Annotated in this window: 17 protein-coding genes; 11 read left to right on the forward strand and 6 right to left on the reverse strand. The window is 71.1% G+C overall.

All coding sequences use genetic code 11. The features are described from left to right. A complete protein-coding gene (locus ACWD68_RS22320) occupies positions 1–975 on the forward strand; it encodes an aldose epimerase family protein (protein WP_451808182.1) in 975 nt (324 codons plus the stop codon). Positions 976–1,143: 168 nt separating this feature from the next. Here the strand turns inward: ACWD68_RS22320 and ACWD68_RS22325 are convergent, their stop codons facing one another. Next, entirely contained in the window at positions 1,144–3,594 is a 2,451-nt protein-coding gene (locus tag ACWD68_RS22325; protein WP_451808183.1) for a beta-glucosidase, read from the reverse strand. A gap of 98 nt (positions 3,595–3,692) precedes the next feature. Here ACWD68_RS22325 and ACWD68_RS22330 point away from each other — a divergent pair, with 98 nt between their 5' ends. Continuing rightward, positions 3,693–4,268: a TetR/AcrR family transcriptional regulator gene (locus ACWD68_RS22330; RefSeq protein WP_451808184.1), complete on the forward strand. Its 576-nt coding sequence runs from the start codon at positions 3,693–3,695 to the stop codon at positions 4,266–4,268. A gap of 412 nt (positions 4,269–4,680) precedes the next feature. Next, positions 4,681–5,988: a pyroglutamyl peptidase gene (locus ACWD68_RS22335; protein WP_451808185.1), complete on the forward strand. Its 1,308-nt coding sequence runs from the start codon at positions 4,681–4,683 to the stop codon at positions 5,986–5,988. A 42-nt stretch (positions 5,989–6,030) separates the two neighbouring features. On the opposite strand, the gene ACWD68_RS22340 is transcribed toward ACWD68_RS22335, so the two are convergent. Together ACWD68_RS22340 and ACWD68_RS22345 are read right to left on the reverse strand one after the other, a co-directional pair. Then, the gene (locus ACWD68_RS22340; protein WP_451808186.1) at positions 6,031–6,861 is read right to left on the reverse strand and encodes an EI24 domain-containing protein; all 831 of its coding nucleotides are present in this window, start codon (positions 6,859–6,861) and stop codon (positions 6,031–6,033) included. Positions 6,862–7,102: 241 nt separating this feature from the next. Beyond that, positions 7,103–7,954: a hypothetical protein gene (locus ACWD68_RS22345; protein ID WP_451808187.1), complete on the reverse strand. Its 852-nt coding sequence runs from the start codon at positions 7,952–7,954 to the stop codon at positions 7,103–7,105. Positions 7,955–8,242: 288 nt separating this feature from the next. On the opposite strand from ACWD68_RS22345, the gene ACWD68_RS22350 reads away from it, so the two are divergent. Next, a complete protein-coding gene (locus ACWD68_RS22350) occupies positions 8,243–10,822 on the forward strand; it encodes a M14 family zinc carboxypeptidase (protein WP_451808188.1) in 2,580 nt (859 codons plus the stop codon). Between the two features lie 74 nt (positions 10,823–10,896). On the opposite strand, the gene ACWD68_RS22355 is transcribed toward ACWD68_RS22350, so the two are convergent. Next, positions 10,897–11,316: an organic hydroperoxide resistance protein gene (locus tag ACWD68_RS22355; protein ID WP_451808189.1), complete on the reverse strand. Its 420-nt coding sequence runs from the start codon at positions 11,314–11,316 to the stop codon at positions 10,897–10,899. Positions 11,317–11,409: 93 nt separating this feature from the next. Beyond that, positions 11,410–12,432, reverse strand: coding sequence for an NADP-dependent oxidoreductase (locus tag ACWD68_RS22360; RefSeq protein WP_451808190.1), 1,023 nt, complete (start codon positions 12,430–12,432; stop codon positions 11,410–11,412). A gap of 104 nt (positions 12,433–12,536) precedes the next feature. Here ACWD68_RS22360 and ACWD68_RS22365 point away from each other — a divergent pair, with 104 nt between their 5' ends. Then, positions 12,537–12,986: a MarR family winged helix-turn-helix transcriptional regulator gene (locus tag ACWD68_RS22365; RefSeq protein WP_451808191.1), complete on the forward strand. Its 450-nt coding sequence runs from the start codon at positions 12,537–12,539 to the stop codon at positions 12,984–12,986. Positions 12,987–13,535: 549 nt separating this feature from the next. On the opposite strand, the gene ACWD68_RS22370 is transcribed toward ACWD68_RS22365, so the two are convergent. After that, positions 13,536–14,333: an SCO2400 family protein gene (locus ACWD68_RS22370; protein WP_451808192.1), complete on the reverse strand. Its 798-nt coding sequence runs from the start codon at positions 14,331–14,333 to the stop codon at positions 13,536–13,538. Between the two features lie 258 nt (positions 14,334–14,591). Between ACWD68_RS22370 and ACWD68_RS22375 the strand changes: the two genes are divergently transcribed. The 6 genes from ACWD68_RS22375 (at position 14,592) to mmsB (ending at position 21,914) form a co-directional block, all read left to right on the forward strand. Then, positions 14,592–15,749 (forward strand): mandelate racemase/muconate lactonizing enzyme family protein, encoded by a 1,158-nt coding sequence (locus ACWD68_RS22375; protein WP_451808193.1) that lies wholly within the window; start codon positions 14,592–14,594, stop codon positions 15,747–15,749. Then, entirely contained in the window at positions 15,746–16,750 is a 1,005-nt protein-coding gene (locus ACWD68_RS22380; protein ID WP_451808194.1) for a zinc-dependent alcohol dehydrogenase, read from the forward strand. The genes ACWD68_RS22375 and ACWD68_RS22380 overlap by 4 nt, the downstream gene beginning before the upstream one ends. A gap of 120 nt (positions 16,751–16,870) precedes the next feature. Then, on the forward strand, positions 16,871–17,839 hold the full coding sequence (locus ACWD68_RS22385) for a hypothetical protein (RefSeq protein WP_451808195.1): 969 nt from the start codon (positions 16,871–16,873) through the stop codon (positions 17,837–17,839). A gap of 138 nt (positions 17,840–17,977) precedes the next feature. Then, on the forward strand, positions 17,978–19,090 hold the full coding sequence (gene chvE / locus ACWD68_RS22390; protein WP_451808196.1) for a multiple monosaccharide ABC transporter substrate-binding protein: 1,113 nt from the start codon (positions 17,978–17,980) through the stop codon (positions 19,088–19,090). Positions 19,091–19,122: 32 nt separating this feature from the next. Then, a complete protein-coding gene (mmsA, locus tag ACWD68_RS22395) occupies positions 19,123–20,673 on the forward strand; it encodes a multiple monosaccharide ABC transporter ATP-binding protein (RefSeq protein ID WP_451808197.1) in 1,551 nt (516 codons plus the stop codon). After that, positions 20,670–21,914 carry a multiple monosaccharide ABC transporter permease gene (mmsB, locus tag ACWD68_RS22400; RefSeq protein WP_451808198.1) on the forward strand — a complete coding sequence of 415 codons (1,245 nt, stop codon included), beginning with the start codon at positions 20,670–20,672 and terminating at the stop codon, positions 21,912–21,914. Before mmsA ends, mmsB begins: the two co-directional genes overlap by 4 nt. Positions 21,915–21,949 lie beyond the last annotated feature (35 nt).

The raw sequence follows: 21,949 nt of genomic DNA on the forward strand, positions 1-21,949 counted from the left end.
ATGAGTGAACTTTTCGGCACACTTTCCGACGGCACCCCGGTCCACCGCTGGACGCTGGAGCGGTCCGGGGTCCGGGTGCGCGTGCTCACGTACGGCGGGGTCGTGCAGTCGGCCGAGGTGCCGGACCGGGACGGGCGGGCCGTGGACGTGACGCTGGGCTTCCCCGATCTGGCGGGCTACACGGCGCATCCGGGGCCGTTTCTCGGGGCACTGGTGGGGCGGTACGCGAACCGGATCGGGGGCGCCCGCTTCTCGCTGGACGGATCGGTCCACCAGCTGGACCCGAACGACGGGCCCAACTCGCTGCACGGCGGCGACGGCGGCTTCGACAAGCGCGTGTGGGACGCCGAGCCGGTCGAACACGGCGTGCGGCTCTCCCGGGTCAGCCCGGACGGCGAGGAGCGCTTCCCCGGCCGTCTGGAGGTCTCGGCGACCTACACGCTCGACGAGCGGGGCGCGCTGCACATCGCCTACGAGGCGGTCACCGACGCGCCGACCGTCCTGAACCTGACGAACCACACGTACTGGAACCTGAGCGGCTCGGGCAGTGCATGGGGGCACGAACTCCGCCTCGACGCCTCGCGGTTGACACGAGTGGGCACGGACCTCATCCCGACCGGGGAGATCGACCCCGTGGAGGGCACGCGCTTCGACTTCCGGGAGGCCCGCAAGACCGGCGCGGGCTACGACCACAACTACGTGCTCGACAAGGGGGTCACCGCTGCTCCCGTGGAGGTCGCCGAGCTGCGTGATCCGGCGTCCGGGCGGGTGCTGACCGTGGCGACCACCGAACCCGGTCTCCAGCTCTACACCGCCGATCACCTGAGCGACCCCTTCGCCCCCAACGACGGCATCGCGCTGGAGACCCAGCACTTCCCCGACTCCCCGAACCGGCCGGAGTTCCCGAGCACGGAGCTGCGACCGGGCGACGTGTTCACGTCGGAGACGGTGTACGGGTTCTCCGTGCGGGACTAGGACCGCGGCCGGGAGCCCGGCACTCGGGCACGGCGTCCTGCCGTCGATACTCGACGGGGTCGGCGATCCGCCCTCGTTCCCCGCGACGCGGGGCGGAGGAGAGAGAACGGCGAGCCCCGGTCCGGAGGTCAGGTTCCGGACCGGGGCTGCTCACAGGGCGTGCGCCGGTCACGCCTCGATGATCGTGCGCAGTCGGCGGTCCCCGAGGGAACGGCCTGCCTGAATCTCGTACGAACCCTTCACAAACGCCCAGGCGTTCGCGGCGGTGTCCCAGATCTCGAAAGCGCGGCGCGGGAGTTCCACGACGGCCTCGACGCTCTCGCCGGGTCCGGCCTCGACCCCCGCGAAACCGGCGAGCACGCGAACGGGCCGCTCGGCGTCGGGTTCCGCCGGGGCGAGGTAGACCTGGACGACCTCACGCCCGGCGCGCTCACCGGAGTTGCGGACGCGGACGGTGACGGTGCCGCCCTCGACCGCGATCGACTCGTAGGCCCACTCGGTGTAGCCGAGGCCGTGGCCGAAGGCGTACGAGGGGGTCCTCCCCGCCTTCTCCCAGGCGCGGTAGCCGATGAAGACGTCCTCGGTGTACGGGAGTTCGCCGTCGGCGGGGAGCACCTGGGTGACCGGCGCGTCGGCGAGGGAGCCCCAGGTGGTGGGGAGGCGGCCACCCGGCTCGTGGGCACCGGTGAGGACGTCGGCGAGGGCGGCGCCGCCCTCCTGGCCCGGGAACCAGCTCAGAAGCACGGCGGCGACCTCGTCACACCAGGGGAGTTCCACCGGGGAGCCGGAGTTGACGACCACGACGGTGTTCGGGTTGGCCGCGGCGACGGCGTGCACCAGCTCGTCCTGCCGGCCCGGGAGCCGGAGGTCCGCCCGGTCGAAGCCCTCGGACTCGACCCGGTCGGTGGTGGCGACCACGACGACGGCGGTGTCGGCGGCGCGGGCCGCCTCGACGGCCTCGGCGATCAGCTCGTCCGCCTCGCGCACGGGCTCCTGGTGCGCGAGCGAGAAGCCGACGACCTTCATCGGGATGCCCTCGGGGAGCGCGACCACATGCGTGAGGGAGACCTCGACCTGTTCGCCCGCGGTGAGTTCGGCCTGGCCGCGGGGTACCGGGGCGCCGAAGAACGTCACGAAGGGGTCGTCCTTGTCGGTGCCCTGGACGTCGTCGAAGTACGTCGTGCCGTCGACGATGAGGGTGAAGGCGCCGAGGCCCTTGATCCCGAAGGTGTGCGGGCCGCTGTCGCGCGGGGTGAAGGTGCCGGTGAGCTCGACGGTGTGGAGGGTGTCGTGGGTGACCCCCTCGGGCAGGTCGTCGCCCATCCACTGGATCTGACCGCTCGGGGCCGAACCGCTGCCGATGATCTCGCCGGCCGTGTCACGGCAGACGGCGCGCAGCTCGAACCCCTTCTCGGCGACGGGGAGTTCCACCGTCGGGTCGGCGCCGACGGCGTAGCTGAGACTGCCTTCGGGGAGGGCGGCGGTGAGTCCGTCGAGGGGCGAGACGATCCGGGCGGGGAAGACGGTGGCGGAGCCGCCGCCGAGGACGCGGGCGTCGCGTGCGGCGGCGCCGATGAGTGCCACCCGGTGCCCCTCCGCCAGTGGCAGGGCGCCTTCGTTGCGGACGAGGACGAAGCCGCGGCGGGCGATCTCGCGGGCGAGCGCCTCCCCGTCGAGGGTCGCGGGCGGCTCGGTCACGACGGGCTCGGCGCCCTCCAGGATGCCCACGCGGGCGGCGAGGCGCAGCACATTGCGGACGGCCGCGTCGACCGTGGCCTCCGCCACCTCGCCCGCGCGGACGGCGGCGGCGAGCGGTGCGCCGTAGACGGTCGTCGGGCCGGGCATGGCGACGTCGAGGCCGCCCTCGATGGCGGCCTTGGTGGCGCGGCCGGCCATCCAGTCGGAGACGTTGAAGCCGTCGAAGCCCCATTCGCCGCGCAGGATCTCGTTCACGAGATAGCGGTGCTCGGACATCGTCGTGCCGTTGACCGAGTTGTAGGCGGTCATGATGCCCCAGGGGTGGGCGTTCTCGACGATGGTCTCGAAGGGAGCCAGGTACAGCTCGCGCAGGGCGCGTTCGGAGACGAGATTGTTCACCGTGAAGCGGTCGGTCTCGGCGTCGTTGGCCACGAAGTGCTTGACGGTGGTGCCGACGCCACCGGACTGCACGCCCCGGACGTAGCCGCTGCCGATCGCGCCGGTCAGGAGCGGATCCTCGCTGTAGGCCTCGAAGTGGCGGCCGCCGAGCGGCGAGCGGTGCAGGTTGACGGTCGGGGCGAGCAGGACGTGGACGCCCTTGCGGCGGGCCTCCTGGGCGAGGAGCGTGCCCGCGCGGTGGGCCAGTTCCGGGTCCCAGGTGGCGGCCAGCGCGGTGGGCGACGGGAGCGCGACGGACGGGTCGTCGGCGGTCCAGTGGACGCCCCGGACCCCGATCGGGCCGTCGGACATGACGAGGGACTTCAGCCCGATCCCGGGGAGCGCGGGCAGCGTCCACATGTCCTGGCCGGACAGCAGCCGGGCCTTCGCGTCCAGGCCGAGCCGGCCGAGGGCCGCCTCGACCACGGCCTCACGGGCCGCGTCCTGGCGGTCCTTCGCCGTATCCACCGCTGTCTCCGCCATCGCGGCACCTCCTCGTTGAAAGCCGTCGGCCCATCCTGCAACGGTTACCTGTAGAGCGGTAGGTTTCGTTATGCTGCCGTTATTATTGGTGTGATCGGATGCCGTACGGTGACGCCATGACGACCAGGACCAGGAGTGAGGAGCGACGCGCGGAGATCGTGCGCGCGGCGCTGGAGGTGATCGCCGAGCGCGGCTACCGGGGCGCGAGCCTCTCCGCGGTCGCCGAGCGCGTGGGTCTCACCCAGCAGGGCCTGCTCCATCACTTCCCGACCAAAGAGGCCCTGCTCGTCGCCGTGCTCAAGGAGCGGGACCAGTGGGACGCCGTGCCGGACACCACCTGGCGGGCCGATCTGCTCGTCTCGCTGGTCGAGTACAACGCCATGCGGCCCGGGATCATCCAGACCTTCTCGGCGCTGCTGGGCGAGAGCGTCACGGAGGGGCACCCGGCGCGCGAGTTCTTCACGAAGCGCTACACGGCGGTGCGCGCCAACATGGCCTCGGTGCTGCGCGCCGAGTACGGGGAGCGGCTGCCGAGCGGCCTCACCCCGGAGCGGGCCGCCCCCCTGCTCGTCGCCGTGATGGACGGGCTCCAGTACCAATGGCTGCTGGACCCGGAGGCGGTGGACATGCCGGCCGCGTTCCGGGACTTCCTCACGCTGCTGGGCGAGCGCTGACCGACCTCAGTCCTGCGGACGGGCGCCGACCGCCGCGACGACCTCGACCTCCACGAGGGCGTCCGGCTTGAACAGGCGCGAGACCGATGTGGGTGACGGCTCGCGCGATGTCCGCACCGGCCACGGCGGGGTCCTCGGCGGCGCGCCGGTAGTGCTCCAGCACCGCCTCCATGGCGGGGAGTCGGGCCGACTTCGCGCTGCGGGAATCGGCGGCGAGGACACCCGTCTGACCACCGGACGCAAGCCTCCGGACGAAGCCGCCCGCCGGGGACCGGGGCATCTCCCTTCCGTCCCGCGCGACGACCCACGCCCTTCGGCCACTTACGCCTCGCACCATGGTGAACGCCCCGCCCGTCACGGGATACTGCCGCCGTCCGGCAGCACCCCCACGCGACGGAAGGCACGAACTCCCTTGACTCGGTTACGCGTTCGGATCGGCATACTCGGGCTGACGCTGCTGGCGGGACTCGCCGCGACGCCCGCCCCGTCGGCGACGGCCGCCGAGACCTCCACGGCCGAGGAGCGGCGGCTCGACGGTGCGGCACCCCAGGAGATCCTGCGGCGCTCCGGATTCGGCACGGTGGCACCGGAGTTCGTCCGGGCACTGGGCCGGGCCGAGTCGTACGCGCAGGCCGAGCGGATCGTGCAGCGGCAGGGTGCGCGGCTGTGGCGGCGGGCGGTCGACCGGGCACAGGGCCGGGGCCCGGCGGGCGGGGACCTGAGCCGGGACGACGACCGGCCGTTGTACTGGGCGCGGCTCGGCATGACGCGCGAAGTACGCGGCTGGGAACCCGGGTTCGCGCTCACCGATGCCCGGCGCGCCCGTCTGCTGGACGACCTGGAGCGGAGCTCCCGCGGCCAGGACGCCGTGCGCTACCCGTCGCGCAAGGGGGTGAAGCGCATCCTGGTCACCGGGTTCGACCCGTTCACACTCGACCGGGACATCCGGATCTCCAACCCGTCCGGGGCGACCGCGCTCGCCCTCGACGGCACGACGATCCGGACGGCGGACGGTCCGGCGCGCGTGGAGACCGTCGTGTTCCCGGTCCGCTGGCGGGACTTCGCCGGGGACGCCTCCCGCGCAACCGGTTCCGGGGAGGGGACGGTGGAGCGGACCCTTCGGCCGTACCTCCCGCACGTGGACCTTTTCGCGACGGTCAGCCAGGGCCGTGTCGGCCGGTTCGACGTGGAGCGGACCAACGGGGCCTGGCGGGGTGGCTTTCCGGACAACGAGAACGTCTCCCGGACGGAGACCGTCCCGGTCACCGACCCGGCCTCGCAGCCCGAGTGGACGTCGACGACGCTCCCGTACGCGCAGATCGTCGCCGCGCACACGGGCCGCTTCCCGGTCTACGACCACACCTCGGTGACCGAGATCCCGGCGGGAGGGACCGAGGCCGTCGTGCGCCCCGAGGGACCGACTCCGGGTTCGCGGGCCCGCGCGGGCGGCGGCGGGGACTATCTGTCGAACGAGATCGCCTACCGGGCGACGCTGCTGCGCGACCGGCTCGGCCTCGGTGCGCGTCTGCCCGGCGGCCATGTCCACACGCCCGTCCTGCAGTTCGGCACGGGCAACACGGACCCGGCGACCGGGACGGTGACGGACCCCGAGTTCGTACGCAACCGTCTCGACATCATCGATCAGGTGCGGGCGATCCTGACAGTGGCCGCGGACGCGGCCGTCCCGGCCGTCAGTGGGACGGGGCGAACGCGAGGGTGATGCCGGGTCCGGCCGGGACGGTGGTGACGGCGAGGATCTCCGTCAAGGGGTGGCCCTCTCCCCCTTGGCGGCTGCCTCAGGGTCTCCGTCGGCTGCTGCCTCGGGGTCCTCGCCGGCACCCTCGCCGATCTCCTCGCCGAGCAGGTCGCGGGCCATCAGGGTGGCGCCCGCGACGGCTCCCGGCATCAGGAAGACCGCGACGAACGGAACGAAGAAGGCGAGGGCCAGCGGGGTGCCGAAGCCCCAGACCAGCGTCTTGCGGGCGCGGAGCAGGGCGAGGCGCGCCCGGAGGTCGACGCGGCGGCGTTGCAGGGCGACGGCGACGAGTTCCTCGGTGAGGAAGAAGCCGGTGACGATGAAGCCGAGCGCCGGGACGACGGTCTGGCCGATGAACGGGACGAAACCGAGCGCGAAGAGAAGGACTCCCCAGACAAGGGCCCGCACGAGGATGCGGAGGCTGTCCCGCCCGGAGATCCACAGCTCACGCCAGAGCGGCAGCCCCGACTCGGGGGCCGTGCCGTCCGGGGAGACGTCGCGGTCGACCCGCTCCGAGAGGCTCTCGTAGAAGGGCTGTCCTATGAGCAGGGTGACCGCGGTGAAGGTGAGGACCGCGAGGAGAAGGGCGAGCGCGAAGAGCACGGCGGTGAGGAAGCCGCGGAACAGGCCCGACCAGGGACTGGTCCAGTCGTCCGCGAACGGGGTCGCCCAGGTGACGAAGTCCTCCCCGTAGACGCCGAGGCCGACCAGCGCCGCCGCGTAGAGCACCAGCGTGATGAGCCCCGGCAACAGCCCGAACCCATAGCTCTTCCCGTGCCGGGCCACCCATCGCTGGCCTCGCAGCAAGTAACCGAAGCCCACCCCAAGATCGCGCATGGGGAAACTTTATCGGGGTCCCGCGGGAGACCGCACCGGACGGTGGTGACGGTCTGGGCACGGGACGGACGGTGACGGCCCCGGCACCGGGCAGTGGTGGCCGCCTCGGCGCCGCGGGTCGGCCCCGGCACCGGGGCGCGGTGACCGCCCCCCTGGGTGGTGACGGCCCGGGTAACGGCCCGCACAGCGGGGACGGGCCCGGCGCCGGGCCCCGGGGTGACCGTCCACGCGGTCGTGGCGGTCAGGCGACCACCACTCCCTGGTCCGCCGCGGGCGCCATCGCGGCGGTGACGCGGACCGCGGCGGCCCGGGCGACGCGGCCTGCGCGCCGGGCGGAGCCCAGCATCACGGGCTGGAGCTGTTCGAGGCCGGCGACGAGGAGCTCCTCGCTCGCGACGAGAAGCGGGCGCGCCGCCGTCGCGGCGGCGGCAGCGGCCTCCGCGAGGTCGGCGAGCGGGGGAAGTCCGGCCCGGACGACACCGGCCCCCGCGGTGGCCGCCCGCTCGGCCAGGGCCACCTGGAGAGGCAGCAGTGGAGCCAGCGCGGCCGTCAACGCGTCGGCGACGCGCTGGAGTTCGGGTGCGGAGTCACGCAGCACACCCGCCGCCGCCCGGAGCACCGGAGTGAGCGCGAGCAGCGCCCCCGCCGCCACGCCGGCCGCCGCGGGCAGCAGCGGCGAGGTGGCCTCGACGAGTTCGCCGAGCGCGACGACGGCCTCCTGGACCGCGGGTTCCACCGCGTCGAGGACGGGCAGCAGGCTGTCGCCGATCGCGGCGAGCAGTGCCTGGGCGGGTTCGCTCACCGGGTGCACGGCGAGCGGGGCCCCGCTGGTGCCGAGCCGGGTCAGCGTGTCGACGATCTTGTAGAAGGCCTCCTGCGCCTGCGGGGAGGCGCTCGCCTCGGCCAGTTCGGCCGTCGTCTCGCGCAGGACGCGCAGCGCCTCGGTCCCGGAGCCGTCCCGGGGGTCGAGGGTGTTGACGGCGATTCTGGTGATGTTCCCCGCCGTGTCGAGGAGTTGGCCGGTGATCTCGGTCGTGGTGCGCACCATGCGCAGCACGTCCCCCCTGCTGGGGAGCGACGGAATCGGGGACATGGGCTCTCCTCGCCACACGTGTCGCCGCCGGGACCTGTCCGGCGGATCGGGCCGGGTGCCGCACTCAGCATGCCCGCTCCGGCCCCCCGGTGATGCGCCGTCCGGGGCATCCATGACGGCCGTCGGGACGGACGTGAGAGCTGTTGTGACGGGAAAGCGCTCTTGTTGCGCGAGAGTCGAACAGGTACACCTCGCCGTACCGACCCGACCGGTCCGCGCAGGCCTCGGACCGTCCTCGGGAAGCCGCCGGCACACCCTCAGGAAGCCCCTGCCCCGGAGGTACGACGCATGCGCTTGCCGAAGCCTCGCCGACCCCTGCCGAGACCCGCCCTGCTCGCCGCCGTCGCCGCGGTCGCGGCCGGCTCGCTGGTGCTCGCCCCGACCAGCGCCACCGCGGACCGCAGGCCACCGGTCCGTGACGGCGCCGCCGCGGCCGACGGCGCGGCGCGGGCGCCCGCGAGCGCCGCCCGCGCCGCGCTCACCGCACCCGTCACCGACCTCTCGGCGAGCACCCGCGGTTACCCCCGCCAACAGGTCCTCACCCCCGACCCGGTGAACCTCGCCGACAAGTCCATCAAGCTCGGCCTCACCCCGTACCACGCCATCGCGCCGAAACTGAACGCCCTGCAGCGGCTGGGCGACCGGGTGAGCGTCGAGGTCGCGGGGCGGTCCGCGGGCGGCCACCGCCTCTTCCTCGTCACGGTCACCGCCCCGGAGTCCGCCGCCCGGACCCGCGCCCAGGAGCGGATGCGCGAGCTCATCGAGAACGCGCCCGGCGCCGCCGCCAAGGACCCCGGGGTCAAGAGCGGTTACAAGACGCCGGTCTTCCTCAACAGCAACATCCACGGCAACGAGTGGGAGGGAACGGACGCCGCCCTCTCGCTCATCGAGCACCTCGCCACGGACACGGACGCGAGGACCGAGGACCTCCTCGCCCACAGCCGGCTCTACTTCAACATCACCGCGAACCCGGACGGCCGGATCGCGGGCACCCGCGCCAACGCGAACGGTTTCGACCTGAACCGGGACTTCATCACCGCCTCGCAGCCCGAGGCGCGCGCGATGCGGCAGATCGCGATCGACAAGCAGCCGGCCGTCATGCTCGATCTGCACGGCTACGTCAACGGCACGCTCATCGAGCCGACGACCCCGCCGCACGGCGAGAACTACGAGTACGACCTCTTTCTCAAGAACACCTACGCCAACGCCCTCGGCATGGAGGCCGCCGTCAACGGTCTCGGGTACACCCCCGCCGCCGACGGTGTGGAGCCCGCCCAGATCCCGTTCCGCGACCAGCAGGAGGGCTGGGACGACTGGCCGCCGATCTTCACCCCGCAGTACGCGGCCTTCCACGGCGCGGTCGCCGCGCACACCGTCGAGATCCCGATGACGGTGAACGGCACGGCGTACGACACCCTGCCGGTGGCCGAGCTGAGGCGCCGCTCGGCGATCAACGTCGATGTCGCGGTCGCCGCCCTGCGCGCCACGCTCGACTTCGCCCGGTCGCACCGGACTTCGCTCATCGCCGACCAGATCGAGGTCTTCCGGCGGGGCGCGACAGGTGCCGCGCAGGTACCGGTCTCCCCCGAAACGGTCCCCGGCGTCCCGGGCATCGGCCCCGAGGACGTCTACACGACCGACTTCCCCGCCGCGTACGTCATTCCGGCGGGCGCGGCCCAGCGTTCGAGCGCCGCCGCCGCGCGCCTGGTGGCCCACCTGATCGCCGACGACGTGCGCGTCACCCGCGCCACACGCGGTTTCCGGCTCGCGGGACGCTCGTACCCGAAGGGCTCCTTCGTCGTCGATCTGCGTCAGCCCAAGCGCGGCCTGGCCAATGTCATGCTCGCGGACGGGCGCGACATCAGCGACAAGGTGTCGACGATGTACGACATCTCGGGCTGGAGCCTCGGCCGTCTGTGGGGCGCGACGGTCGAACGGGTGGAGAGCGGGGGGCTGGCGGCTCTCCCGCTGCGCGCGGTCGACGCCGCGCCGCACGCCGGACGGGTCGCCCCGCAAGGCGACCTGCGGCTCCGGCTCGGCACACCGCAGGAGGTCGCCGCTCTCAACTCCCTTCTGAAGCAGGGTGTTCCGGTACGGCAGGACGGCGACGGCGGGGTGGTCGTGCCGGCGTCGGCCCGTGCGAAGGCGGTCGAGGCCGCCCGGGCGCACGACGTCTCCTTCGACGCGGCGAAGGCGGCGCACGATGTCTCCCTCGACACCGCGAGAGCGGCGCGGGGCGTCCCGCTGCGGCGTGTCCGCGTCGCCGCGGCCGTCACGCCCGGCGAGCTCTTCGCGCTCCGCGAGATGAACTTCGACGTGGTCCCGGTGTCGACGGCGATCCTCGACGCGGGCTTCGACTGGTCGGCGGCGGACGTGCTGTTCGTGTCCTCGGGGCTGGACCGCGCGGCCCTCACGCCGGCCGCGCGGTCCGCTCTCGACACCTTCCTGGGCACGCACGGACTCGTCGGACGCGGTGCCACGGGTGCTGCGCTCAACACGGCCGCCGGACTGCTCGACGTGCGGCCGGTGGAAGGCAACCAGGACGCCAACGGCGTGGTGAGAGTGGTGAATTCGGGTGGCTCCGTGACGGCGGGCGCCCCCGACCACAGCTTCGTCTACGCGCCCGTATGGTTCACCGACCCGGGCCCCGGAGTCCGCGTCGAGCAGGCGTACGCGACCGGCGATCCGCTGGTCTCCGGGCACTGGCGGCCGCTGGAGGACGGATCGGGCGGGCCGACGGCGGCCGGCGGCCGGGCCTCGGTGGTCTCCGGGCCGCACGCCGTGCTGTTCGGTACCGAACCGCTCTTCCGCGATCATCCGAAGGGAGAGTTCCCGCAGGTGGCGAAGGCGCTCCTGACGGTGTCCTGAGAGCCCGGAGGGAAAGGCGGAGGCCGCAACCCCACGTCCCGGGGTGCGGCCTCCGCCGTGTGCAACGAGCGCCGTCAGGCAAGCGTCACGGTGATGTCGCCGCGGGTCGCCTTCGAGTACGGGCAGACCTGGTGGGCCTTCTCCAGGAGCGCGCGGGCGGTGGCGGCGTCGACGTTCGGGATCGCCGCGGAGATCTCGACGACGAGCCCGAAGCCGTCGTCGTTCCTGCCTATGCCGACCTTCGCGGTGACCGTCGAGCCGGAGACGTCGGCGTTCTCCTGGCGCGCGACGACGCCGAGGGCGCCCTGGAAGCAGGCGCTGTACCCGGCGGCGAAGAGCTGCTCCGGATTGGTTCCGGCGCCGCTTCCACCCATCTCCTCGGGCGGGTTGACGACGACGTCGAGCCTGCCGTCGTCGGTGGCTACCCGGCCGTCGCGGCCGTTCTCGGCGGTGGCGACGGCGGTGTACAGGACGTCGGTCTGCTGGATGGACATACGGTGCGTTCCTCCTTGGTCCGCCGCGACTCGCGCCCACGATCGCGACGACTTCGGAAAGAAGTTACCGTATGCCGGAAGTCCAGCGACAGATCAGAGCTTGACGATCATCTTTCCGATGTTGTCGCCGCGCAGGACGCCGAAGAAGGCCTCCAGGTTGTTCTCGATGCCCTCCACGACCGTCTCGGCGTACTTCAGCTCACCGGAGCGGACCCAGGCGCCGACTTCCTGGACGAACTCCCCCTGGAGGTCGTACTGGTCGCCGACGAGGAAGCCCTGGATGCGGCCGCGCGTCTGGATCAGCCGGGCCAGGTTCTTCGGGCCGGGGACGGGCTCGGTGCTGTTGTAGACGGAGATCATGCCGCAGATCGCGATGCGGCCGTCCCGGTTCAGCGAGCCGATGGCCGCCTCCAGGTGGTCACCGCCCACGTTGTCGAAGTAGACGTCGACGCCGTCGGGGGCGGCCTCGCGCAACTGCTGGGCGACCGGGCCGTTCTTGTAGTTGAAGGCGGCGTCGAAGCCGTACTCCTCGACGAGCAGCTTGACCTTCTCGTCGGACCCGGCGGAGCCGATGACGCGCGAGGCGCCCTTGAGCCGGGCGATCTGGCCCACCTGGCTGCCGACGGCACCCGCGGCGCCGGACACGAAGACGGAGTCGCCCTCCTTGAAGGAGGCGGTGCGCAGGAGGCCGGCATAGGCGGTGAGGCCGGTCATACCGAGGACGCCGAGGTACGTCGACAGCGGCGCGGCCTCCGGGTCCACCTTGACGGCCTGCTTGGCGTCGACGACGGCGTACTCGCGCCAGCCGAAGAAGTGCAGCAGGTGGTCGCCGACCTCGACGCCCTCGGCGTTCGAGGCGATGACCTCGCCGACGGCGCCGCCCTGCATGGTCTTGCCGAGCTCGAAGGGGGCGACGTAGGACTTGGCGGCGCTCATGCGGCCGCGCATGTACGGGTCGACGGACACGTAGCTGTTCCGCACCAGGACCTCGCCCGGACCCGGCTGCCGGACCTCGGCCTCGACCAGGGCGAAGTCCGCGGGCTCGGGCCAGCCGACCGGACGGCTGACGAGGTGCCATGCGCGGCCGACGGAGGGAAGCTGGGGGGTCTCGGACATGAGGTGCGCCTTTCACGGTGCGAGCGGCTCTAATACTTCAGTACCTGAAACAACCATGCGCCTGAATATTTCATGATGTCAAGTAACGCGGTACGCTCGGAGCCATGGCCACCCAAAAGAGACCCCGGATCGACCCTTTGACCATGGAGGTCGTCGAGCTGATCGGCACGGTCGTGGCCCGCTACCACGACGAGTACGAGGACGCCGCCGCCGAGCACGCCCTCACCGGCGCTCAGGCGCGACTGCTGAGCCTGCTCTCGCTGGAGCCGCTGCCGATGCGGCGCCTGGCCCAGCAGCTTAAGTGCGAGCCGTCGAACGTCACGGGGATCGTGGACCGGCTGGAGGCGCGGGGCCTGGTGGAGCGCCGCCCCGACCCGGCGGACCGCCGGGTGAAACTGGCCGCGGCGACGGCCGAGGGGCGCGGCGTCGCCCGGGGGCTGCGCGACTCACTGAACTTCGCCCGCGAACCCCTCGCGGAACTCTCGGACGAGGAGCGGCTGAACTTGCGCGATCTGCTGCGCCGCATGCTGGGCACGGAGAGCGCGGAGGGCTGAGGGTCCCTGCGGCGGCGCGACGCGGCGCAGGACCGGCGGTGCGGCACCCCGGGTGGGCCGGAGGACCGGCACCCCGGGTGGGCCGGAGGACCGGCACCCCGGGTGGGCCGGAGGACCGGCACCCCGGGTGGGCCGGAGGACAGGAACGCGTCACCGCGCGGGAAGCGGAACGGATCGCGGCGCGGGAAGCGGAACATCTCGGGGCGCGGTGGCGTACGGCGGCTCACGGATGCGGGGCGGTGGCCCGCAGGGCGGGCGAGGTCCGTCGGAGTCCGCAGATGTCCGTCGGAGCCCGGGGATGGCCGTCGCGGTCCGTCGATGCCCGTCGGAGTCCGCAGATGTCCGTCGGAGCCTGGGGATGTCCGTCGGAGCCTGGGGAGTTCGTCGGAGCCCGGGGATGGCCGTCGCGGTCCGTCGATGGCTGTCCGGCGGAATCGCCGAGGATGTCCCGGAACGGAGAGGGTCGCGCGACCGCCGCGGGAGCCCGACGTCGCCCCGCCGTTGCCGTGCCGGGGTCGGGGCGCGGGCCCCGGTGTACGACGGCGAGCGTCAGTCGCACCACCACAGGAAGCGGTTGCACGTCTCCGACGGCGAGGGGTCCGATCCGGGGCCCGAGGTCGTCGGTGCCGCCGTGGCGGGTGTCGACGTCCTGGGGGGCGGAGAGACCGCGGGGGCCGAGGTGAAGCGGCCGGGGAGCGTGCCCGCGGTCGCCGACTGTTCGCCGCCGGCGCCCTTCTCGCTCGTCGCCGAGGCGGACGCGGAGGGGGACGCGGAGGCCGAACCGGAGGACGACGCCGAGGCGTCGGGCGTACTGGTGGCCGAGGCGCTGCCGCGGCCGGACGGGTCGCTCTTCGCGTGGGAGGTCGCCGCCGCGGCCGAACCGTCCGGCGACTCGCCTCCGGCCACCGTGGGCCCGGGGCCCAACCCGGGGGCGTCGACGCCGAGTTCGGCGAGACTCAGACCGGCGGCCGCGAGCACGAAGCCCACCGCGATGAACAGGGTGCGGCGGCGGCGCCGGCGGTGCGCGGCGGCCTTGCGGTCGCGCCGGCTGGTGCCGGCAGGAGCGTCCGGGCCCCGCGGGCCGCTCGGGCTCCCGGCGTCCCGGCCGCGGCTCCGGCCACGCCGCCGGGCGGCGGCCCGCCCGGAGCGCTCCGCGTCGTAGTCCTCGGCGTCGTCGTCCTCGCCGTCGTACCCGTCGGCGCCCCCCTCGGGGCGCGCGTCGGGGCGCGCGTCGGGGCGCGCGTCGGTGTCCTCCGCCTCCGCGTCGAGTTCTTCGACCGGAGTGCCGCACCCAGGACAGGCGAGGGCGCCGTTGAGGTGCCTGCGGCACACGTGGCAGTAGTCCATGACGCGGGAAGACTAAGTTCGCCGTGGGTAACGTTCCTAGGCGCAGTTGTGAAAGTTCTGCACGGAACCCAGGATTCCGCTATGGCAGATGGAGACACCTCCGAACATTCCCCGCCATCCTGCACCCATCTCGTCGAAACCGTTATGCGCCCGACCCATTGACACCCCCGGGCCCGCGTCCTTACTGTCACGCCAGCATTTCGAACGTGTGACGAAATTTCGAACAGAGCTGAAGCTGAAGCACAGGGGGCATCTGCCGTGCGCATCACGGGAATCACCACACACGTGGTCGGGACACCCTGGCGGAACCTGACCTACGTCCAGGTGCACACCGACGAGGGCATCACCGGAGTCGGCGAGACTCGCATGCTGGGCCACACCGACGCGCTGCTCGGCTATCTGCACGAGGCGCAGGCCAACCATATTCTCGGCTCGGACCCGTTCGCTGTCGAGGACCTGGTCCGCCGGATGAAGTACGGCGACTACGGGCGCGCCGGCGAGATCGTGATGTCCGGCATCGCGGTCATCGAGATGGCCTGCTGGGACATCAAGGGCAAGGCGCTCGGGGTGCCGGTCTGGCAGCTTCTCGGCGGCAAGGTGACCGACAAGGTCAAGGCGTACGCCAACGGGTGGTACACCACCGAACGGACGCCGGAGGCCTATCACAAGGCCGCGCAGGAGGTCGTCGCGCGGGGCTACAAGGCCCTCAAGATCGACCCCTTCGGCACCGGTCACTTCGAGCTGGACCACGAGGCCACCCTCTACTCGGTGTCGCTCATCGAGGCGGTGCGCGACGCGATCGGGCCCGACACCGAGCTGATGCTGGAGATGCACGGCCGCTTCTCGCCGTCCACCGCCGTCCGGCTGGCCCACGAGCTCGCGCCCTTCAAGCCCGCGTGGCTGGAGGAGCCGGTGCCGCCGGAGAACCTCAAGGCGCTGGAGAAGGTGGCCGCCAAGGTCGACATCCCGGTCGCCACGGGTGAGCGGATCCACGACCGCATCGAGTTCCGCGAGCTCTTCGAGAGCCAGGCCGTCGACATCATCCAGCCCGACGTCGGCCACATCGGCGGCATCTGGGAGACCCGGAAGCTCGCGGCCACCGCCGAGGCCCACTACGTCCTGGTCGCCCCGCACAACGTCGGCGGCCCGGTCCTGACCGCCGCCTCCCTCCAGGTCGGATTCACCTCGCCGAACTTCAAGATCCTGGAGCACTTCAACGACTTCGCGGACGCGGAGATCAAGAAGGTCGTGAAGGGCGCCCCGCAGGTCGTCGACGGCTACTTCCAGCTGTCCCACGAGCCCGGTCTCGGCGTCGAGCTGGACGTCGACGCGGCGGCCGAGTTCCCGCAGCAGCAGGCACGGTTCGACCTGTGGGCCGACGGCTGGGAGCAGCGCAAGCCCAAGGAGGCGCAGTGAGCACCGCGGTCGTCGTCGAGGGGCCGGGCGAGCACCGGCTGACCCCGCACGAGCCACGGCGGCCGTCGGCGGGCGAGGCGCTCGTGCGGGTGCACGCGGTCGGCATCTGCGGCAGCGACCGCGAGGTCTACCAGGGCAACCGGCCCGACGGGTACGTCCGCTACCCCCTCACCCCGGGTCACGAGTGGTCCGGGACCGTCGAGGAGGTCGGCGCCGGTGTCCCCGGGACGCTGGTCGGCCGCAAGGTCGTCGGTGAGGGATTCCGCAACTGCCAGGTCTGCGACCGTTGCCACGCGGGCGAGACAACGTTGTGCACGGCCGGGTACGAGGAGACCGGCTTCACCCAGCCCGGCGCGATGGCGAGCACGCTGACCCTCCCGGCGCGGCTGCTCCACGTCCTGCCCGACGACGCCGATCTGACCGCCGCCGCCCTGCTCGAACCGGCGGCCTGCATCGCGGCCGCCGCGCTCAAGGCGAACGCGCGGCCCGGTGAGCGCGTGGCCGTGGTGGGCACCGGAACGCTCGGGATGTTCGCCGTGCAGTTCCTGAAGGCGGGTTCCCCGGCCGAGCTGCTCGTGGTGGGCACCCGTCCGGACCGGGCCGCGCTGTCGAAGGACTTCGGCGCCACCGAGTTCCGTACCAGGGACCAGCAGCTCCCCGACGACTTCGACGTCGTCATCGAGACCGCCGGGTCCGCGTCCGCCGCGCGCACCGCCGCCTCCCTGCTGCGGCGCGGCGGACGCCTGGTCCTGACGGGGATCCCGGCGCCGGGTGCCGAGGGGCTCGATCCGACCGATCTCGTCGTACGGCAGCTGGAGGTGCACACCGTGTTCGGGGCGCCGCCGGAGGCCTGGGCGCACACGGTGCGGGTGTTCGGCGCCGGTCTGCTGAATCCGTCGCCGCTGGTGACGCACGAGCTGCCGCTCGCCGCCTTCCCGGAGGCCATCGAGCTGGTGGGGTCCGGTGACCCCAAGGTCGGAAAGGTCCTGCTGAAGCCGTGACCACCACCTGAGCCGTACGCCGGTACGGAGATTCCTGACGGCTCCGTACCGGCGTACTCCGGGCCCCGCACACCCAAAGACGCGAACCTCGCCCGAAATATCGAACATGAAGGACAGCTCGTGACCGACGCCTCCCCTACGGCAGCCCGTCGACCCGGTGAGCAGGCACTCGCCGCGCTCGGCCTGGGCGCGCCCGCCCTCTCCCCCGCCGACGCCTCGCCGCACACCTTCCCCGGAGGCGGTCGCTGGCGCACCGAGGTTCCCTCCGTGGAGGGGCCCGAGGCGCTCGCCGTGGTCCTCAAGGAGTCCTCGCGGCTCGACGTGCCGATCCACCGGATCAGTCAGGGCAGCGGTGTCTGGATGCTGACCGACGCCGAGATCACCGAGATGGTCGAGGCCACCGGTGAACGCGACATCGAGCTCTGCCTGTTCACCGGCCCGCGTGGCACCTGGGACATCGGCGCCTCGGTCCGTACGGACTCGCGCGGCGGCGGGCTGCGCGCCCGCGGCCACGACGCGGTGGCCGGCTGTGTCGAAGACGCCGTCCGGGCGACGGAGCTGGGTGTCAAGTGCCTGCTCGTCGCCGACGAGGGCGTGCTGTGGACGCTGCACCGCGCACGCGTCGCCGGGATCATCCCGGCCGACACCACCCTCAAGGTCTCGGCGCTGATCGGTCCGGTCAACCCGGCCTCGTACGCCGTGTACGAGAGCCTCGGCGCCGACTCGGTGAACGTGCCGAGCGACCTGACCCTCGGTCACCTCACCGAGATCCGGCGGGTCTCCGCCGCCCCCATGGACATGTACATCGAGGCCCCCGACGATCTCGGCGGGTACGTGCGGATGTACGAGGTCGCCGAGCTGATCAGGCGCGGCGCACCGCTCTATCTGAAGTTCGGGCTGTCCAAGACCCCCGGGATATACCCGTACGGACACCATCTGCGGGACCTGACCCTGAGCACGGCCCGGGAGCGAGTGCGGCGCGGCCGGCTCGCCCTGGATCTCCTCGCACGGCACGGAGCGGACAGCGACATGGCGCCGCTCGGCACCCGCCTGCCCGGCGCGCTCACACGGTTCGACACTCCCTCATAACGTTCGCACAAACCCCCTTCACACAAGCCGACACAGTCGCGCACAATCCAACACACCTTCTCGGCCTTCCTCTCCACCTCCCGGAGCGTTCGAGTTCCGCGAGACCCAGCCCGGTCCAAGACATCAAGGATGATGATCATGCGTAACCGCAGAGCCGCCCTCACCGCCATAGCCGGAGCAGCCTCCCTGGCCCTCGCCCTGACCGCCTGCGGCCAGAACAGCGACGGCGGCAGCGAGGACACCAAGGGAGACACCAAGGGCGCCACGATCGGCATCTCGATGCCGACGAAGTCCTCCGAGCGCTGGATCGGCGACGGCAACAACGTGGTCAAGGACCTTGAGGCCAAGGGCTACAAGACCAAGCTCGCCTTCGGTGAGGACGACCCGGACCAGCAGGTCTCGCAGATCGAGAACATGATCACGCAGGGCGTGAAGGCCCTGATCATCGCGGCCATCGACAACAAGTCGATGAACAACGTGCTCCAGCAGGCCGCCGACGCGAAGATCCCGGTGATCTCCTACGACCGCCTGATCCTCGGCACCAAGAACGTCGACTACTACGCGTCCTTCGACAACTCGAAGGTCGGCGAGCTCCAGGGCAACTACATCCTGCAGAAGCTCGGTCTCGCGGACGGCTCCAAGAAGGGCCCGTTCAACGTCGAGCTCTTCGCCGGCTCGAACGACGACAACAACACGAAGTACTTCTTCGGCGGCGCGATGAAGGTCCTGCAGCCGTACATCGACAAGAAGCAGCTCGTCGTCAAGTCCGGCCAGACCGCGCTGAACCAGGTCACCACCCTGCGCTGGGACGGCGGCACCGCCCAGAAGCGCATGGACGACATCCTCACCTCGTCGTACAAGAGCGCCCGGGTCGACGCGGTGCTCTCGCCCTACGACGGCATCTCCATCGGCATCCTGTCCGCGCTGAAGTCGGACGACTACGGCTCCAAGAGCAAGCCGCTGCCGGTCGTCACCGGCCAGGACGCCGAGCTCGCCTCGGTGAAGTCGATCATCGCGGACGAGCAGACGATGACCGTCTACAAGGACACCCGCCAGCTGGCGAAGGTGGCCGGGAACATGGTCGACGCGGCGCTCAAGGGCAAGAAGCCCGAGGTCAACGACGACAAGACGTACGACAACGGCACCAAGGTGGTCCCCGCCTACCTGCTGCAGCCGGTCAGCGTCGACAAGAGCAACTACGAGAAGGAGCTCGTCGCCACGGGCTACTACAAGGACAGCGACCTCAAGTAACCGCCACCTCCTAGTGATTGGAAGGCACGACCATGGCGGGACCCGTCCTGGAAATGCGCTCGATCGTCAAGACCTTTCCCGGCGTCAAGGCGCTGTCGGACGTCACTCTGACCGTCCAGCAGGGCGAGGTCCACGCCATCTGCGGGGAGAACGGCGCCGGCAAGTCGACCCTCATGAAGGTCCTCTCCGGCGTTCACCCGAGCGGCAGTTACGAAGGGGACATCCTCTTCGAGGGGGAGGTCTGCTCCTTCAAGGACATCAGGGCCAGTGAGCACCACGGCATCGTGATCATCCACCAGGAACTGGCCCTGGTGCCCTACCTCTCCATCGCGGAGAACATCTTCCTCGGCAACGAGCACGCCACGCGCGGGCTCATCAGCTGGACCGACACGCTGCGGCACGCCTCCGAGCTGCTGCGGCGGGTCGGGCTCGACGAGAACCCGCAGACCCGCGTCGCCGACATCGGCGTGGGCAAGCAGCAGCTCGTGGAGATCGCGAAGGCGCTGTCGAAGAAGGTGAAGCTGCTCATCCTGGATGAGCCGACGGCCGCCCTGAACGACGAGGACAGCGGCAAACTCCTCGATCTCATCCTGGAGTTGAAGGCTCAGGGCATCACCTCGATCATCATCTCCCACAAGCTGAACGAGATCGAGCGGGTCGCGGACTCGGTGACCATCCTGCGCGACGGGCGGACGATCGAGACGCTCGACGTGAAGGCCCCGGAGACCACCGAGGACCGGATCATCAGCGGCATGGTCGGCCGCGACCTCGAGCACCGCTTCCCGGAGCGGACGCCGCACGAGCCGGAGGCGGGCGCCGCGCCCGCCCTGGAGGTCCGCGACTGGACCGTGTTCCACCCGATCGACCAGCAGCGCAAGGTGGTCGACGATGTGTCGATCTCCGTGCGACGCGGCGAGATCGTCGGCATCGCGGGGCTCATGGGCGCCGGCCGCACCGAACTGGCGATGAGCGTATTCGGGCGCTCCTACGGCCGGTACGCGAGCGGCACGGTGGTCAGGGACGGCCGGGAGATCCGTACGAAGACCGTCTCCGAAGCGGTCAAGCACGGGATCGCGTACGTCACCGAGGACCGCAAGCACTACGGGCTCAACCTCATCGACACCATCAACCGCAACATCACGCTCAGCGCCCTGGGCAAGGTCGCGAAGCACGGTGTGGTCGACGAGCACGAGGAACGGCAGGTCTCCGAGGGCTTCCGCGCCTCCATGAACATCAAGGCGCCGACCGTCTTCGAGCCGGTGGGCAAGCTGTCCGGCGGCAATCAGCAGAAGGTCGTCCTCAGCAAGTGGATCTTCGCGGGGCCCGAGGTGCTGATCCTCGACGAGCCGACCCGCGGGATCGACGTGGGCGCCAAGTTCGAGATCTACACGGTCATCGACAAGCTGGCGGCCGAGGGCAAGGCGGTCGTCTTCATCTCCTCCGAGCTGCCGGAGCTGCTCGGTATGTGCGACCGCATCTACACGATGGCCGCGGGGCGGCTGACGGGTGAGTTCTCGCGGGCGGAGGCCTCGCAGGAAACGCTGATGCGCCAGATGACGAAGGACAAAGAGGTAACCCGATGAGCACGGATGTGACCGCCAAGACGCCGGCCCCGGCGCCGGCCGGCAAGAGCGGCTCGGACACGGGAGAGAGCCTGATCCAGCTGATGCTGGACGGCATGCGCCGCAACATGCGGCAGTACGGCATGCTGTTCGCCCTCGGCCTGATCGTGGTCCTGTTCGCCGTGTGGACCAACGGTGACCTGCTGCTGCCGCGCAACGTCTCCAACCTGGTGCTGCAGAACAGCTACATCCTGATCCTCGCGATCGGCATGATGCTCGTCATCATCGCGGGCCACATCGACCTGTCGGTCGGCTCGCTGACGGCGTTCGTGGGCGCGGTGGGAGCCGTGCTGATGGTCAACCACGACATACCCTGGCCCATCGCCCTGGTGCTGTGCCTGGCCATGGGCGCGGCGGCGGGCGCCGCGCAGGGCTTCCTCATCGCCTATCTCGGCATACCGTCGTTCATCGTGACCCTGGCGGGCATGCTGACCTTCCGCGGTCTGACCGAGATCTTCCTCAAGGGCCAGACGATCGGCCCGTTCCCCGAGGGTCTGCAGAAGGTCGCCAACAGCTTCCTGCCCGAGGTCGGACCCAACACGAACTACCACAACCTCACGCTGCTGCTCGGCATCGGCCTGATCGCTTTCGTGGTGTTCCAGGAGATCCGCGACCGCAAGCGCCAGCAGGAGTTCTCGCTCGACGTCCTGCCCAGGAACCTCTTCCTGCTCAAGCTCGTCGCGCTGATCGCCGCCGTGCTCACCGTCACCATGCTGCTCGCCAGCTACAAGGGTGCTCCGGTGGTCCTGCTGATCCTCGGCGTCCTGGTCGCCGGCTTCGGCTACCTGATGCGCAACGCGGTCATCGGCCGGCACATCTACGCGATCGGCGGCAACCTTCCGGCGGCCAAGCTGTCGGGTGTGAAGGACAAGAAGGTCACCTTCCTGGTCTTCCTCAACATGGGCATGCTCGCCGCACTCGCGGGCCTGGTCTTCGCGGCCCGCTTCAACGCGGCCTCGCCGAAGGCGGGTCTGAACTTCGAACTCGAAGCCATCGCGGCCTCCTTCATCGGCGGCGCGTCGATGAGCGGCGGCGTGGGCACGATCCTCGGCGCGATCATCGGTGGTCTCGTCCTGGGCGTGCTGAACAACGGAATGAACCTCGTCGGCGTCGGCAGCGACTGGCAGCTGGTCATCAAGGGCCTGGTACTGCTGGCCGCGGTCGGCTTCGACGTGTGGAACAAGCGCAAGGTCGGTTCGTAAGTCAGCCGGAGCCCCGTCAGAAGGCGGGGCTCCCT

It is taken from the genome of Streptomyces sp. NPDC005141 (genome assembly GCF_053599975.1).

Coding starts and splice junctions, on each gene's coding strand:
- ACWD68_RS22320 (WP_451808182.1), top strand. CDS start 1: ATGAGTGAACTTTTCGGCACACTTTCCGACGGCACCCCGGTCCACCGC.
- ACWD68_RS22325 (WP_451808183.1), bottom strand. CDS start 3,594: ATGGCGGAGACAGCGGTGGATACGGCGAAGGACCGCCAGGACGCGGCC.
- ACWD68_RS22330 (WP_451808184.1), top strand. CDS start 3,693: ATGCCGTACGGTGACGCCATGACGACCAGGACCAGGAGTGAGGAGCGA.
- ACWD68_RS22340 (WP_451808186.1), bottom strand. CDS start 6,861: ATGCGCGATCTTGGGGTGGGCTTCGGTTACTTGCTGCGAGGCCAGCGA.
- ACWD68_RS22345 (WP_451808187.1), bottom strand. CDS start 7,954: ATGTCCCCGATTCCGTCGCTCCCCAGCAGGGGGGACGTGCTGCGCATG.
- ACWD68_RS22350 (WP_451808188.1), top strand. CDS start 8,243: ATGCGCTTGCCGAAGCCTCGCCGACCCCTGCCGAGACCCGCCCTGCTC.
- ACWD68_RS22355 (WP_451808189.1), bottom strand. CDS start 11,316: ATGTCCATCCAGCAGACCGACGTCCTGTACACCGCCGTCGCCACCGCC.
- ACWD68_RS22360 (WP_451808190.1), bottom strand. CDS start 12,432: ATGTCCGAGACCCCCCAGCTTCCCTCCGTCGGCCGCGCATGGCACCTC.
- ACWD68_RS22365 (WP_451808191.1), top strand. CDS start 12,537: ATGGCCACCCAAAAGAGACCCCGGATCGACCCTTTGACCATGGAGGTC.
- ACWD68_RS22370 (WP_451808192.1), bottom strand. CDS start 14,333: ATGGACTACTGCCACGTGTGCCGCAGGCACCTCAACGGCGCCCTCGCC.
- chvE (WP_451808196.1), top strand. CDS start 17,978: ATGCGTAACCGCAGAGCCGCCCTCACCGCCATAGCCGGAGCAGCCTCC.
- mmsA (WP_451808197.1), top strand. CDS start 19,123: ATGGCGGGACCCGTCCTGGAAATGCGCTCGATCGTCAAGACCTTTCCC.
- mmsB (WP_451808198.1), top strand. CDS start 20,670: ATGAGCACGGATGTGACCGCCAAGACGCCGGCCCCGGCGCCGGCCGGC.